This window comes from Rhodanobacter sp. OR92, from assembly GCF_000427545.1.
GTDB lineage: Bacteria > Pseudomonadota > Gammaproteobacteria > Xanthomonadales > Rhodanobacteraceae > Rhodanobacter > Rhodanobacter denitrificans.
The window spans coordinates 344,923-358,792 of sequence record NZ_KE386557.1 but is presented as its reverse complement, the minus strand read 5'-3'; the positions used below and the strand labels follow the sequence as shown (position 1 = coordinate 358,792).

The window sequence follows — 13,870 nt, the reverse complement described above, 5'->3', positions numbered from 1 at the left end:
CTTCTTGCGTTTCGAGCGGGCGCACCGTTCAGGCCTTGAGCAGCCCCGGCGTCGCCTGCTGCCCGATCGCGTCGACCATCGCCTTCGCCACGTTGAGATTGCCGGCGACGAGGTTGCCGCTTTCGGGGATGCCGTCGCGGCCGGCGAAGTCGCAGTAGCGGCCGCCGGCTTCATGCACCAGCAGCACGCCGGCAGCCATGTCCCACGGCTTCAGCCCGATCTCGAAGTAGCCGTCGTAGCGGCCGGCGGCGACGTAGGCCAGGTCCAGCGCGGCGGAGCCGGAGCGGCGGATGTCCTCGGCCTGGCCGAGGATGGCGCGGGTCATGTCCAGCTGCGCGGCAAGGTGCCCTCGCTGGCGGAACGGGAAGCCGGTGGCGATCATTGCGCCGCCCAGGTTCTCGCGCTTGCTGACGCGCATGCGGCGGTCGTTGAGGTAGGCGCCATCGCCCTTGCTGGCGGTGTACAGCTCGTCGCGCAGCGGGTCGAACACCACGGCGTGGATCGGCACGCCCTTTTCCAGCAGCGCGATCGACACGCTGAAGTGCGGGATGCCGCGCAGGTAGTTGTGGGTGCCATCCAGCGGGTCGATCACCCAGGTCAGCGGTCCCTTGCCGGTCGCGCCGCTTTCCTCGGCGAGGATCGCGTGGTCGGGGTAGGCGCGGCGCAGTTCCTTGATGATTTCCGCCTCGGCCAGCTTGTCGACTTCGGAGACGAAGTCCATCTGCTGCTTCTCGACGATATTGAGGCCGTCGATGCGGTTCATGTAGCGCAGGATCACATTGCCTGCAGAACGCGCGGCGCGCGCCGCGATCGTGACGTGTGGTCTGGCCATGGTTTCGACTTTGGAAGAGAGCGGGGTTGCGGCCGGCGATTCTAGCAGAGGCGGGTGCGGACCGCCCCGCGTCCACTATCCTTGTCGATCCCTGTCGCCAGGCCGTCCTTCGCATGACCGATCTTCCGCAGCTCGCCGACCGCATCTGCTACGTGCTGGTGCGCACCTCGCATCCGGGCAATATCGGCAGCGCGGCGCGGGCGATCCGCACGATGGGTTTCACCCGGCTGGAGCTGGTCAGCCCGTATCGCTTTCCCGACCCGGAGGCGAACGCACTGGCGGCCGGCGCGGACGACGTGCTGGAGCGCGCCGGCATCCATGGCGAACTGGTCGACGGCCTGGCCGGCAGCAGCCTGGCGCTGGGCCTGTCGGCGCGCCGGCGCGGCGTGAACCTGCCGGAGCTCTCCCCGCGCGAGGCGGCGCAGCAGGCGCTGGCCGCCGCCGCCCGCGGCGAGCAGGTGGCGCTGGTGTTCGGCAACGAGCGCACCGGGCTGGAGAACGAGGAACTGGCGCGCTGCCATGCGATGGTGCGGATTCCCAGCGTGGACGATTTCAGCTCGCTCAACCTGTCGCAGGCGGTGCAGGTGATGGCCTATGAGCTGCGCGTGGCGATGCTCGGCGACGAATCGCCGGCGCCACCGCCGGAGCATGACGAGCCGCCTGCCGACGCGGTGCAGATGGAACAGTTCTACCGCCACCTGGCGCAGACGCTGGACGACATCGACTTCCACAAGGGGCGCGAGCCGACCACGATCATGCTGCGCCTGCGCAAGCTGTTCCAGCGCGCGCAGCCGGACGCGCGCGAGCTGCGCGTGCTGCACGGCATCCTCGCCGATGCGCAGCGGATGGCGGGGCTGGCGAAGCACAAGTAGCCGGCTTTTGCTCCCTCCCCTGCGTAGCAGGGGAGGGTTGGGGTGGGGTGCTCTTCGCCAAGGCAGAGCGAGGAGCCTGACCCCCTCCTGACCTCCCCCTGCAAGCAGGGGGAGGGACCGAACCCGCAGGGCACGCGCTACCTTGCCCCTTCCCTGCGCAGCAGCGGGCAATGTCCAGCTACTGCTCGTCGTCGGACGGTTCCAGCGACGGCGCCGGGGTGACCAGCAGCTTGTCGATGCGGGCGCCGTCGAGGTCGACCACCTCGAAGCGGATGCCGCGCCAGGCGAACACCTCGCCGGTCTGCGGGATGTGGCCGAGCGCGGTCATCACCATGCCGGCGGCGGTGCGGTATTCGTGCTCGTCCTCGCCGGGCAGTTCGCCGATCTGCAGCAGCTCGCGCAGGTCGTCGGTGGACAGGCTGCCGTCGATCAGCCAGCTGCCGTCGGCGCGCCGCATGATCGGGCTGGCCTCGTTGCTGCCGGCATGGCCGATCTGGCTGGCACCGACCACGGCCGCCAGCAGGTCGTTGACGGTGACCACGCCCTCGATGTCGCCGTACTCGTCGACCACCAGCGCCAGCGGCGTCTCGGCATCGCGGAACTCCTCCAGCAGATCCAGCGCGCGCGCGGTGGCCGGCACGAACAGCGGCTTGGCCAGGTGGCCGAACAGTTCCGGCGTGCCTTCGGCGAAGCTGTGCAGCAGGCGCTTCACCTCGACCACGCCGACCACCTCGCTCTCGTCGCCGCGATACACCGGGTAGCACGAGTACGGGGTTGCGCGCAGCACCTCGATGTTCTCCTCGCGGGTCGCGGCGATGTCCAGCCAGGCGATACGCATGCGCGGGGTCATCACGCTGTCGACCGTGCGGTCGCCCAGGCGCAGCACGCGGTTGACCATGTTGTGTTCGTCCGGGTCGAGCACGCCCTGTTCGGCGCTCTCGGCGACCAGCAGCCGGATCTCCTCCTCGGTGACCACGGCGCTGCCTTGCCGGGTGACCCGCAGCAGGCGCAGCAGCAGGTTGCTCGACGCGTTCAGCAGCCACACGAACGGCGCGGTCAGCCGCGACAGCAGCAGCATCGGGATCGCCACGTACGACGACACCTTTTCCGGTGCCGCCAGCGCCAGCCGCTTGGGCACCAGTTCACCGATCACGATCTGGATGAAGGAGATCAGCACGAAGCCCAGCACGATGCCAATGATCCGCGAGTACGGCAACAGCCACGCCAGCTGTTCGCCCCGCAAGGTGGCAGCGATGTGCTCGCCCAGCGCGTCGCCGGCGACCGCACCGGTGATCAGCGTCACCAGGGTGATGCCGACCTGCACGGTGGACAGGAAGTGCTCCGGCGCCTCGGCGTGCCGCAAGGCCGAGGCGGCCTTGCGGCTGTTCCGGGCCATCTGCTTGAGGCGGCTCTTGCGCGAGGCCACCAGCGCCATCTCCGACAGGGCGAAGAAGCCGTTGAACAGAGTCAGCACGAGGACGAGCGCGATTTCGGTCAGCATCGCGGTGATGATGGAGGAGGGTGCATGGGCGCAGTGTAAGGGTTGCGGGGCTTTCGCATCACCCCGGCAGGGCCGGGCATTGATGCAGGGCAGCACGACGGTCCTGTAACATTCCCGTCATCCCGTTCCCTCAGGCATGGCCCGCATGTTTTCACTGCAGACGATTTTCGGCAAAGGCGACAAGTTCTATGGCCTGCTCGAACAGAGCGCCGCCACCGTCAGCGAAAGCGCCAAGGCCCTGCACGAACTGCTGACCCAGCCCGACCGCGGCCCCGTGATGGCGGCCTTCACCGCCACCCGCGCGCGCGAGAAGACGCTGGCCGCGCAGATCAGCGAGGAGCTGGTGAACACCTTCGTCACCGCGCTGGACCGCGAGGACATCGAGGCGCTGAATTCGGCGCTGTACAAGATTCCCAAGACCATCGAGAAGTTCGCCGAGCGCTACGAGATCGTGGCCGACCGCCTGGCCGGAGTGGATTTCACCCAGCGCACGCTGGTGCTGCAGCGTTCCAGCGAGGTGGTGGTCGAGATGATCGGCGAGCTGCGCCGCGGCCTGCGCATCGACCCGGTGAAGAAGCTGCAAGACCGCCTGCAGGCACTGGAATCGGAAGGCGACCGCATGCTGTTGGCGCCGTACCGCACGCTGTACGTCGAGGGCGGCGACGTGATGCGGGCAATGCTGGCCAAGGACCTGTTCGAGCTGATCGAGAAGGCCATCGACAAGTGCCGCGACGTCGGCAACATCGTCTATTCGATCGTGCTGAAGAACTCCTGAGGCCGGGCCCGTGACCCTGCGCATTCCGCACTGCCCGGCGCCGCGCGTCCGCCGCCCGTCCATGGCCGGGGGCCGCGCATGAGCATCGTCATCGCGGTGGTGGTGATCGCGCTGGTCTTCACCTACATCAACGGTTTCCACGACACCGCCAATTCGATCGCCACGGTGGTGGCGACCAAGGTGCTCACCCCGGGCCAGGCGGTGCTGATGGCGGCGGGCACCAACCTGATCGGCGCGTTCCTGGGCACCGCGGTGGCGGCCACGATCGCCTCCGGGCTGATCAACGCCGGGGTGGTCGAGATGAGCTCGCAGCTGCTGATCTGCGCGCTGCTGGGGGCGATCGTGTGGAACCTGATCACCTGGTGGCTGGGCCTGCCGTCCAGTTCCAGCCACGCACTGGTCGGTTCGCTGGTGGGCGCGGCGCTGGCCGCCTCGGACAACAACTTCGCCTCGGTGATCTGGGTGGAGGGCAGCTGGCTGAAAGGCCACGGCGTGATCCCGAAAGTGGTCATCCCGATGGTGCTGTCGCCGCTGGCCGGCTTCATCATCAGTTTCATCCTGATGGGCTCGCTGTATGCACTGCTGGCCTGGTTCGCGAACCGGCATGGCTGGTCGCGCCGGTTCGGGCGCACCCCGTTCGTCAATTTCTTCTTCGGCAAGGCGCAGATCGTCTCGGCCAGCGCCATGGGCGTGGCGCACGGCATGAACGACGCGCAAAAGAGCATGGGCATCATCGCGCTGGCGCTGGCCGGCGCCACCACCGCGCACCAGTTCGATCACCTGCCGGCGTGGCTGGGTTTCCTGCGCATCGACGGCAACCCGGCCGGCGGCTTCGAGATCCCGGTATGGGTGAAGGTGGTTTCCGCGCTGACCATGGCCGCCGGTACCGCCGGCGGCGGCTGGCGCATCATCAAGACGCTCGGCCACAAGATGGTCAAGCTGCACCCGATCAACGGCTTCGCCGCCGAGACCAGCTCGGCGGCGGTCATCCTCGCCGCCTCGGCGTTCGGCATCCCGGTGTCGACCACCCACAACGTGTCCGCCTCGATCATGGGCGTGGGCGCGGCCAAGCGTTTCAACTCGATCCGCTGGTCGGTGGTGGAGCGCATGGTGTGGGCGTGGATCCTCACCTTGCCGATCACCGCGCTGTTGGCCTACGGACTGGTGCTGGTGTTCCGGCTGGTGTCTTGAGCGCGGCGGTTACAGCGCGTCGTCGCCGACGCCGATGAGCCGCTCCAGCTGGTCGCCGAGCACGCCCAGTTCGCGCATCACGCGTTGCAGTTCGGCGCGGTCGAGGAATTCGTAGGGGCGGTTTTCGCACAGGTGCAGATAGGGCGAGCCGTCTAGGTCGGCCACCGCGAGAAAGCCGGTGCGTTGCTGCCAGTTGAAGCGCAGGCAGCGGATGGGATCGGTGCCGGCGAGCGGGCCGATCGGGGTGGACACGCGCAGGTAGCGCAATCCCGCTTCGTCCTCCAGTTCGGCCAGGTAGATCCCCTGGTAACGGTCCGGCGCCAGTTTCAGATCGAAGCTGATCAGGTAAGGGTCGTTCTGGCGCAGCTCGTGCAGGCTGCCGACGTGGGAACGCACGGCTTCGAAATGGCGCATGCAGCGGCTTCCTTCGGCGAGGATCGGCAGCTACTCTGCCACGGATCTCCGCTAGCGTCGCGTGAACCCATGCATGAGGCTGCCGCCCGTATCTACGCCGCCATCGCCGCGATTCCGCGCGGCCGCGTCGCCAGTTACGGCGCGATCGCGGTGCGTGCCGGGTTGCCGGGGCGCGCGCGGCTGGTCGGCCGGCTGCTCGGCGAGGTGCCCGACGGCATGGAACTGCCGTGGTACCGCGTGCTGCGCTCCAGCGGACACATCGCGATGCCGCCGGGCAGCCGCGGGTTCCGCGAGCAGTCGCGGCGGCTGCGCGCCGAAGGTGTCGAGGTGAAGAATGGCCGCGTGCCGCTGTCGCGGTTCGGCCTGGATGGTGACCTCGACCACGCGCTGTGGGGCATGCCGGACGCCTGAGCGGTGGCGCCGCCGACGGGTCGTCGCCGATTTTCCCGACGGCCGGATCGGGCCGGTTTGTTACCATGCGGCCGATGAATGCCTCCGCCCTCGAGCTGCTGCAAAGCGTTTTCGGTTATCCAAGTTTCCGCGGCCAGCAACAGGCGGTGGTCGAGCACCTCGGCGAGGGCGGCGACGCGCTGGTGCTGATGCCCACCGGCGGCGGCAAGTCGCTGTGCTACCAGATCCCCGCGCTGCTGCGCCAGGGTACCGGCATCGTGGTGTCGCCGCTGATCGCGCTGATGCAGGACCAGGTCGACGCGCTGCGCGAGGCGGGCGTGGCGGCTGCCTATCTCAACTCCAGCCTCGGCGCGGAAGCGCAGCGCGAGGTCGAGCGGCAGCTGCTGGCCGGCGAACTGAACCTGCTCTACGTGGCGCCGGAGCGGCTGCTCACGTCGCGTTTCCTGGGCCTGCTGGAAAGCATCGAGGTGGCGCTGTTCGCGATCGACGAGGCGCACTGCGTATCGCAGTGGGGCCACGATTTCCGCCCGGAATACCGCGAGCTGGCGATCCTGCACCAGCGTTTCCCGCACGCGCCGCGCATCGCGCTCACCGCCACTGCCGACCCGCGCACGCGCGAGGAGATCGTCGAGCGGCTGTCGCTGCAGCACGCCCGGCAGTTCGTGTCCAGTTTCGACCGTCCGAACATCGGCTACCGGGTCGGCCTGCGCCACAACGCGAAGCGCCAGCTCACCGAATTCCTGCAGGGCCATCAGGGCGAATCCGGCATCGTCTACTGTCTCAGCCGGCGCAAGGTGGACGACACCGCCGCATGGCTGGCCGAATCGGGCGTCGAGGCGCTGCCGTACCACGCCGGGCTGGACGCGGCGACGCGCGCGAAGAACCAGCAGCGCTTCCTGCGCGAGGACGGCGTGGTGATGGTCGCCACCGTCGCCTTCGGCATGGGCATCGACAAGCCGGACGTGCGCTTCGTGGCGCACCTGGACCTGCCGCGCAGCATCGAGGGCTATTACCAGGAGACCGGTCGCGCCGGCCGCGACGGGCTGCCGGCCGAGGCGTGGATGATCTACGGCCTGTCCGACGTGGTGACGATGAGCCAGATGATCGCGCAGTCCGAATCGGCCGACGAGCGCAAGCGGGTGGAGCGGCAGAAGCTGGAGTCGCTGCTGGCCTACGCCGAGGCCACCGGTTGTCGCCGCCAGCTGCTGCTGGGCGCGTTCGGCGAGGTCTATCCCGGCCCCTGCGGTCATTGCGACAACTGCCTCGCGCCGCCGAAGACCTGGGACGCTACGGTGCCGGCACAGAAGGCGTTGTCGGCGGTGTACCGCACCGGCCAGCGCTACGGCTCCGGCCACGTGATCGACGTGCTGCGCGGCGAGGAAACCGAGCGCGTGCGCGCCCTCGACCACCACCGGCTCAGCACCTTCGGCGTCGGCGCCGATCTCGACGAGAAGCAGTGGCGCTCGGTGTTCCGCCAGCTACTCGCCGCCGGCCTGCTGGAAGCGGATGCCGAAGGCTACGGCACCTTGCGCCTGACCGCCGCCAGCCGCAGCGTGCTCAGCGGCGGCCGCCAGCTGAAGCTGCGCGAGGATGCCCGCCCCGAACGCGCCAGCCGGCGCCGGCGCGACAGCAAGTTGGTCACGTCGGATAAAGGCAGCGGCGGCAGCCTTGGCATCGAGGCCTACGAGCAGGAGCTGTGGGATGCGCTGCGCGCGCTGCGCACGCAACTGGCGAAGCAGCAGGGCGTGCCGCCGTACGTGGTGTTCCACGACGCCACCTTGCTGGCGATGCTGCGCGCCATGCCGGCCAACGAAGACGAGCTGGCCACCATCAGCGGTGTCGGCGAGGCCAAGCTCAAGCGCTATGGCAGCGATTTCCTGGCCGTGATCAACGCGCCGGCATAGGCTCGGCGCCATCGGCTTGCCCGCGGGCGACTGCATACGTATTCAATCGGACACGGTCGGGATCCGCAGTGCAGACTCGGGCGCATCTTGATGCCATGACGTTGGGGAGACGCGATGAGCACGATGGACATGACGGGCGACGGGCTGGGCCAGCGAGCCACCGCGCGGGTGGTGCTGATCTCGGCGGCGGCGGCGCTGGGCGGATTCCTGTTCGGTTTCGATACGGCGGTGATCAACGGCGCGGTCGACGCGGTTCGCGGCGGCTTCGCGCTGGACGCGGCGCAGATCGGCTTCGCGGTGTCCTGCGCGCTGCTCGGCTCGGCGCTGGGCGCCTGGTACGCCGGCATGCTGGCGAACCGCTTCGGCCGCGTGCGCACGATGCAGGTGGCCGCGGTGCTGCTGGTCGCCAGTGCGCTGGGTTCGGGGCTGGTGACCGCGGTGTGGGACCTGATCCTGTGGCGGCTGGTCGGCGGCATCGGCGTGGGCGTGGCCTCGGTGATCGCGCCCACCTACATTGCCGAAGTCTCGCCCGCGCACATTCGCGGCCGGCTCGGCTCGATGCAGCAACTGGCGATCGTGCTGGGCATCTTCGCCGCGCTGCTCAGCGATGCGTGGCTGGCCGGCGTGGCCGGCGGCGCGGCGCAGCCGTTGTGGTTCGGGCTGGCGGCGTGGCGCTGGATGTTCCTGGTGGCGACGCTGCCGGCGCTGGTCTACGGCACCCTGGTGCTGGGCGTGCCGGAGTCGCCGCGGCACCTGGTCGCCAAGGGCCGCCTCGACGAGGCCCGCGTGGTGCTGCGCAAGGTGTTGAACATGCACAGCGAGACAGCGCTGGACAACAAGCTGCGCGACATCGAGGACAGCCTGCGCTCGGAACACCGGCCGCGCCTGCGCGACCTGTGCGGCAAGACCGCCGGGCTGCTGCCGGTGGTGTGGATCGGCATCCTGCTGTCGGTGTTCCAGCAGTTCGTGGGCATCAACGTGATCTTCTACTACTCGTCTACGCTGTGGCATTCGGTGGGTTTCAGCGAGGCCGACTCGTTCACCATCACCGTGGTCACCTCGATCGTCAACGTGCTGGTGACCCTGGTGGCGATCGCGCTGGTCGACAAGATCGGGCGCAAGCCGCTGCTGGTGGTCGGCTCGGCCGGCATGGCGATCACCCTGGGGCTGATGGCGTGGTGCTTCTCGCAGGCTACCGGCAGCGGCGCCACGCTGAGCCTGCCCGGCGCCACCGGCATGGTGGCGCTGGTCGCGGCGAACGCCTACGTGGTGTTCTTCGGAGTGAGCTGGGGCCCGGTGGTATGGGTGCTGCTGGGCGAGATGTTTCCGAACCGGATCCGCGCCACCGCATTGGCGGTGGCCGCGGCCGCGCAGTGGCTGGCGAACTTCGCGATCACCAGCACGTTCCCCGCGCTGGCCGAGCTGGGCCTCAGCTTCGCCTACGGCCTGTACGCCGGCTTCGCGCTGCTGTCGCTGCTGTTCGTGCTGGCCGGCGTGCGCGAGACCAAGGGCATCGAGCTGGAGGACATGCGCGCATGAGGATCGTCTCTCGGCCAGCGTCGGTGGCGACATGCACCTGCCTCGATCAGCGGCAGGCGGTTTACGACAAGCGGCGTGCAAACCGGCTAGGATTTGGCACGGACGGCATGGCGTCGTCGCAAAAGCTTGCGGGTCGCGCTGCGGATGAAGGCAAAAGCCACATCGATCGACATTGCCCACCTGGCCGGGGTATCCCAGGCCACGGTGTCGCGCGCGCTGCGCGGCAGCCCGCTGGTCAATGAGGAAACCCGGCGGCGTATCCAGGCCGCCGCCGAACAGCTCAACTACAAGGTCGACAAGAACGCCTCCAACCTGCGCCGGATGCATTCCGGCACGCTGGCGCTGCTGTTCTTCGAGGACCCCACCGCCGACGAGTCGCACATCAACCCGTTCTTCCTGTCGATGCTGGGCTCGATCACCCGTGCCTGCGCGCTGCAGGGCTACGACCTGCTGATCTCGTTCCAGCAGTTCTCGCACGACTGGCACGCCGACTTCGCCGACAGCAAGAAGGCCGACGGCCTGATCCTGCTCGGCTACGGCGACTACCTGGCCTATACCGACAAGCTGGAAAAACTGGTCGCCCAAGGCACCCGCTTCGTGCGCTGGGGCGCGGTGCTGGCGGACCAGCCCGGCGTGTCGATCGGCTGCGACAACTTCCGCGGCGGCCAGGCGGTGGCCGGGCACCTGCTGGAACGCGGCTGCCGCCGCATCGCCTTCCTCGGCGACGCCTCCAGCCACTATCCGGAGTTCTTCGGCCGCTACCGCGGCTACGTCGACGCCTTGCAGCAGGCCGGCGTGGCGGTGGACCCGGCGCTGCAGGAAAACGCCGAGAGCACCGAGCGCTCCGGCTACGAGGCGATGCGCAGCCTGATCCTGCGCGAGGCCGGCTTCGACGCGGTATTCGCCGCCAGCGACCTGATCGCGATCGGCGCCATGCGCGCGCTCAGCGACCACGGCCTGCGCGTGCCGCAGGACGTGGCGCTGGCCGGCTTCGACGACATCCCCATGGCCAGCTTCGTCAACCCGCCGCTGACCACCGTGCTGCAGGACACCAAGCAGGCCGGCGAGGTGCTGGTGGACAGCCTGCTCGGGCTGATCCGCGGCGGACCGGTGGACAGCGAGGTGCTGCCGGTGAAGCTGGTGGTGCGGCGTTCCAGCCTGCGCTGAGATGCCGGCCGCGCGGCGCCACTACCCCCTGCGCGCACGATCGCCTAATCTGACAGCGCTGCCATAGCCACTTGCGCGAGGGGACGCTCGCACCATGGACCAACCACGGCTGGAGCTGGATTTTCATCAGGTGTTCGAGCGGGTCACCGATGCCTACGTGGCGCTGGATCGGGACTGGCGCTACACCTACCTGAATGCGACGGCCTGCGAGCTGTTCGGGCGCCGCGCGGAGGAGCTGATCGGCCGGCACATCTGGACCGAGTTTCCGGAGGGCGTCGGGCAGCCGTTCCACCGCGCCTACGAAAAGGCCATGGCGGAGCAATGCCCGCAGCAGATCGAGGCGTTCTATCCGCCGTACAACCGCTGGTTCGAGAACCGCATCTACCCGTCGGCGGACGGGCTGACGATCTATTTCCGTGACATCACCGAGCGCAAGCGTGCCGAACAGCTGGCGGCCGGCCAGCACGAAATCCTCGAAGGGATCGCGGTGCAGCGGCCGCTGGTGGAAAGCCTCGAACGGATCGCGCGCCTGCACGAAACGATGAACCCCGGCGCGCTGTGCTCGCTGCTGCTGCTCGACGAAGACGGCCGGCATGTGCTGCACGGCGCCGCGCCGAGTTTGCCGGAAGCGTACAGCCGGACCCTGCATGGGCTGGAGATCGGCGAGGCACACGGTTCGTGCGGTACCGCCGCGTGGCGCGGCGAGCGCGTGGTGGTGGCCGACATCGCCGGCCACCCGTACTGGGAGAACTACCGCGGGCCGGCGCTGGCGCATGGCCTCAAGGCGTGCTGGTCGACGCCGGTGTTCGGCAGCCATCACGAAGTGCTGGGCACCTTTGCGGTGTATTTCCGCGAGCCGCGCGAACCGCGAGAAGAAGAATTGCGCAGCATCGACCGCATGTTGCCGATCACCGGCATCGCGATCGAAAGCGCGCGCCTGGTCGAGCGCCTGCACGAGCGCCACCGCTTCTTCGAAATGTCGCAGGAAATCTTCTGCATCCTCGACCCGCATACTGAGCGGCTGGTGCAGTTCAACCCGTCGTTGCCGCGCATTACCGGCTACGGCGCCAGCGAGCTGACCTCGCGCAGTTACCGCGAATTCCTGCAGCCGGAAGAACCCCGCGATAGCTCCGACCCGATGGTGGTGCTGGGCCGCTCCGGCGAGCAGGTCCACGAATTCGTCAACCGCTGCCGCTGTCGCGACGGGAGCGAACGGCTGCTGGAGTGGGTCTCGTTCGCCGCGCCCGACGGGCTGGTCTATGCGGTGGCGCGCGACATCACCGAGCGGCGCCGGGTCGAGGCCGAGCTGGCGCATGCCTCCAGCCATGATCCGGTCAGCGGCCTGCCGCAGCACTTGCTGCTCGGGCGCGAGGTGGGGGACGTGTTGAAGGACTCGACGGAGCCGGTCTGGGTGCTGGTGATCGGACTGGACCGCTTCCAGGGCGTCAACGAATCGGTGGGCCACCTGACCGGCGACGATGTGCTGCGGCAGCTGGCCGGCCGCCTGCAGGCGGCGCTGGCCGGGCAGGGCCGGGTCGCACGCTTTGCCGGCGACGAGTTCGTGGTGACGGCAACCGGCCTGTCGGCCGATGGCGCACTGGCGCTGGCCGAGTGCCTGCGCGCCGCCGTGGCCGAACCGCTCGAGGGCGGCGATTACCGCCTGCTGCTGACCGCCAGCATCGGCATCAGTCATTCGCCCGACCATGGCACCGACCCGAACGACCTGCTGCGCCGGGCCGAGGCCGCGATGAACCAGGCCAAGCGGGAGGGGCGCGACCGGGTGTCCATGTTCTCGGTCGAGCAGATGCGCGACCTGGAAGACCGCCTGGTGATGGGCAACCAGCTGCGCAATGCGATCCGGCACGACGAACTGGAGCTGCACTACCAGCCGCAATACCGTGCCGCCGACCGCCGGCTGACCGGTTTCGAGGCGCTGCTGCGCTGGAACAGCCGGCAGCTCGGCCGGGTGCCGCCGGCCCGCTTCATCCCGATCGCCGAGGCGCTCGGCCTGATGCCCGAGATCGGCGAGTGGGTGCTCGATGCGGCCTGCCGGCAACTGCGCGCATGGCTGGACCGCGGCCATGGCGACTTCACCGTAGCGGTGAACATGTCCGCGCAGCAGGTACAGCGCCCCGGGCTGGCCGCGCGGGTCGGCGCGGCCCTGCAGCGGCACGGCGTGCCGGCAGCGATGCTGGACATCGAGATCACCGAGAGCTCGTTCATGGAAAACGTGTGGCGCGTGCAGCGCACGCTGGCCGAGCTGAAGGCGCTGGGCATCAGGCTGTCGCTGGACGACTTCGGCACCGGCTATTCCAGCCTGGCGTACCTGAAGCAGTTCCCGATCGACAAGCTGAAGATCGACCAGGCCTTCGTGCGTGCCTTGCCGGCGGGCACCGCCGACGCGTCGATCGTGCGCACCATCATCGCGGTGGCGCACGAACTGCGCATGCATGTCGCCGCCGAAGGCGTGGAGACCGCGGCACAGGCGGATTTCCTCGCCGCCGCCGGCTGCGGCGAACTGCAGGGCAACCACCTCGGTCCGGCCCTGCCCGTGCTGCAGGCCGGGGAGCGCTTCGACGACGGGTACGCGTAGCGCATCGGCGGCGTTCGCTCAGGCGTTGCCGGCACGTTCCTGCAACGCCTGCAGTGTGGCGAGCGCGTGGCTGGCCGACTCGACGGGCACGAACAGGTGGTCGTGGTGCGCGGCGGCGACCACGTTGCAGCTGATGCCCGCCTCGGCCAGCGCCGTTGCCACGGCGGCGGTCAGGCCGACGGCCTGCAGGTCGGAGTGCACGCTCAGGGTGATCCACGCGGCGCGGAACAGCAGCGCCAGCCCGGCATCCTTCGCCTGCTGCTCCTCGACGATCAGGGTGAGTCCCTCGCGCTCGCGGAACGTGGCGATCGGTGCGAGCCGATCCGGCACGCTGCCGCCGGGCAGCGCGACGAACGCATACACGCCGCGGTTCAGCACGGGGTGCATCGAGTGCAGCAGTTCGGCGAGGTTCGAGACGGCGTGGCTCATGGCAGCGAATCCCTGGAACAGGCGTGATCGATCGGCGTGCCAGCCGCCGCCGTCGACCTATTTCGACGGCGCCCGGCGGAACAGCCGCAGCCAGAACGCCAGCTCGAACAGCACGCCGGCGAGTACCAGCACGCTGCCGACCAGCGTGGCGCCGAAGAACAGCGGGCCGAGGCCAAGGGCATAGGCGGCGACGGCCGCGAGGAAGATGGCGAACGTGATCAGGTGGCGCATGGCTTCACCTC

The 13,870-nt window shown here is 68.9% G+C and carries 13 protein-coding genes; 8 read left to right on the top strand and 5 right to left on the bottom strand.

What is annotated here, in order from left to right:
* Positions 1 to 28 precede the first annotated feature (28 nt).
* Positions 29 to 832 carry an inositol monophosphatase family protein gene (locus RHOOR92_RS0115865; protein WP_007511552.1) on the bottom strand — a complete coding sequence of 268 codons (804 nt, stop codon included), beginning with the start codon at positions 830 to 832 and terminating at the stop codon, positions 29 to 31.
* A gap of 113 nt (positions 833 to 945) precedes the next feature.
* Between RHOOR92_RS0115865 and RHOOR92_RS0115860 the strand changes: the two genes are divergently transcribed.
* Complete coding sequence (locus RHOOR92_RS0115860) at positions 946 to 1,704, top strand: RNA methyltransferase (protein ID WP_027490694.1); 759 nt, start codon at positions 946 to 948, stop codon at positions 1,702 to 1,704.
* Positions 1,705 to 1,882: 178 nt separating this feature from the next.
* Here the strand turns inward: RHOOR92_RS0115860 and RHOOR92_RS0115855 are convergent, their stop codons facing one another.
* Positions 1,883 to 3,205 (bottom strand): hemolysin family protein, encoded by a 1,323-nt coding sequence (locus RHOOR92_RS0115855; protein WP_007511548.1) that lies wholly within the window; start codon positions 3,203 to 3,205, stop codon positions 1,883 to 1,885.
* Between the two features lie 145 nt (positions 3,206 to 3,350).
* Here RHOOR92_RS0115855 and RHOOR92_RS0115850 point away from each other — a divergent pair, with 145 nt between their 5' ends.
* Both RHOOR92_RS0115850 and RHOOR92_RS0115845 read left to right on the top strand, forming a co-directional pair.
* Positions 3,351 to 3,980 (top strand): hypothetical protein, encoded by a 630-nt coding sequence (locus RHOOR92_RS0115850; protein WP_007511546.1) that lies wholly within the window; start codon positions 3,351 to 3,353, stop codon positions 3,978 to 3,980.
* 78 nt (positions 3,981 to 4,058) lie between these two features.
* Positions 4,059 to 5,171 (top strand): inorganic phosphate transporter, encoded by a 1,113-nt coding sequence (locus RHOOR92_RS0115845; protein WP_027490693.1) that lies wholly within the window; start codon positions 4,059 to 4,061, stop codon positions 5,169 to 5,171.
* A gap of 9 nt (positions 5,172 to 5,180) precedes the next feature.
* Here the strand turns inward: RHOOR92_RS0115845 and RHOOR92_RS0115840 are convergent, their stop codons facing one another.
* Positions 5,181 to 5,585: a hypothetical protein gene (locus RHOOR92_RS0115840; protein ID WP_027490692.1), complete on the bottom strand. Its 405-nt coding sequence runs from the start codon at positions 5,583 to 5,585 to the stop codon at positions 5,181 to 5,183.
* Between the two features lie 69 nt (positions 5,586 to 5,654).
* On the opposite strand from RHOOR92_RS0115840, the gene RHOOR92_RS0115835 reads away from it, so the two are divergent.
* From RHOOR92_RS0115835 to RHOOR92_RS0115815, 5 genes are all read left to right on the top strand, one after another.
* Positions 5,655 to 5,996: an MGMT family protein gene (locus tag RHOOR92_RS0115835; protein ID WP_027490691.1), complete on the top strand. Its 342-nt coding sequence runs from the start codon at positions 5,655 to 5,657 to the stop codon at positions 5,994 to 5,996.
* Between the two features lie 74 nt (positions 5,997 to 6,070).
* Positions 6,071 to 7,900, top strand: coding sequence for a DNA helicase RecQ (gene recQ / locus RHOOR92_RS0115830; RefSeq protein WP_027490690.1), 1,830 nt, complete (start codon positions 6,071 to 6,073; stop codon positions 7,898 to 7,900).
* Positions 7,901 to 8,014: 114 nt separating this feature from the next.
* The gene (locus RHOOR92_RS0115825; RefSeq protein WP_015448596.1) at positions 8,015 to 9,439 is read left to right on the top strand and encodes a sugar porter family MFS transporter; all 1,425 of its coding nucleotides are present in this window, start codon (positions 8,015 to 8,017) and stop codon (positions 9,437 to 9,439) included.
* Positions 9,440 to 9,583: 144 nt separating this feature from the next.
* On the top strand, positions 9,584 to 10,606 hold the full coding sequence (locus RHOOR92_RS0115820; RefSeq protein WP_015448595.1) for a LacI family DNA-binding transcriptional regulator: 1,023 nt from the start codon (positions 9,584 to 9,586) through the stop codon (positions 10,604 to 10,606).
* Between the two features lie 94 nt (positions 10,607 to 10,700).
* The gene (locus RHOOR92_RS0115815) at positions 10,701 to 13,199 is read left to right on the top strand and encodes an EAL domain-containing protein (RefSeq protein ID WP_027490689.1); all 2,499 of its coding nucleotides are present in this window, start codon (positions 10,701 to 10,703) and stop codon (positions 13,197 to 13,199) included.
* An 18-nt stretch (positions 13,200 to 13,217) separates the two neighbouring features.
* Here RHOOR92_RS0115815 and RHOOR92_RS0115810 read toward each other — a convergent pair whose 3' ends face one another.
* Entirely contained in the window at positions 13,218 to 13,628 is a 411-nt protein-coding gene (locus RHOOR92_RS0115810; protein ID WP_027485001.1) for an ACT domain-containing protein, read from the bottom strand.
* Between the two features lie 57 nt (positions 13,629 to 13,685).
* On the bottom strand, positions 13,686 to 13,859 hold the full coding sequence (locus tag RHOOR92_RS0115805; protein WP_015448593.1) for a hypothetical protein: 174 nt from the start codon (positions 13,857 to 13,859) through the stop codon (positions 13,686 to 13,688).
* Between the last annotated feature and the right edge of the window lie 11 nt (positions 13,860 to 13,870).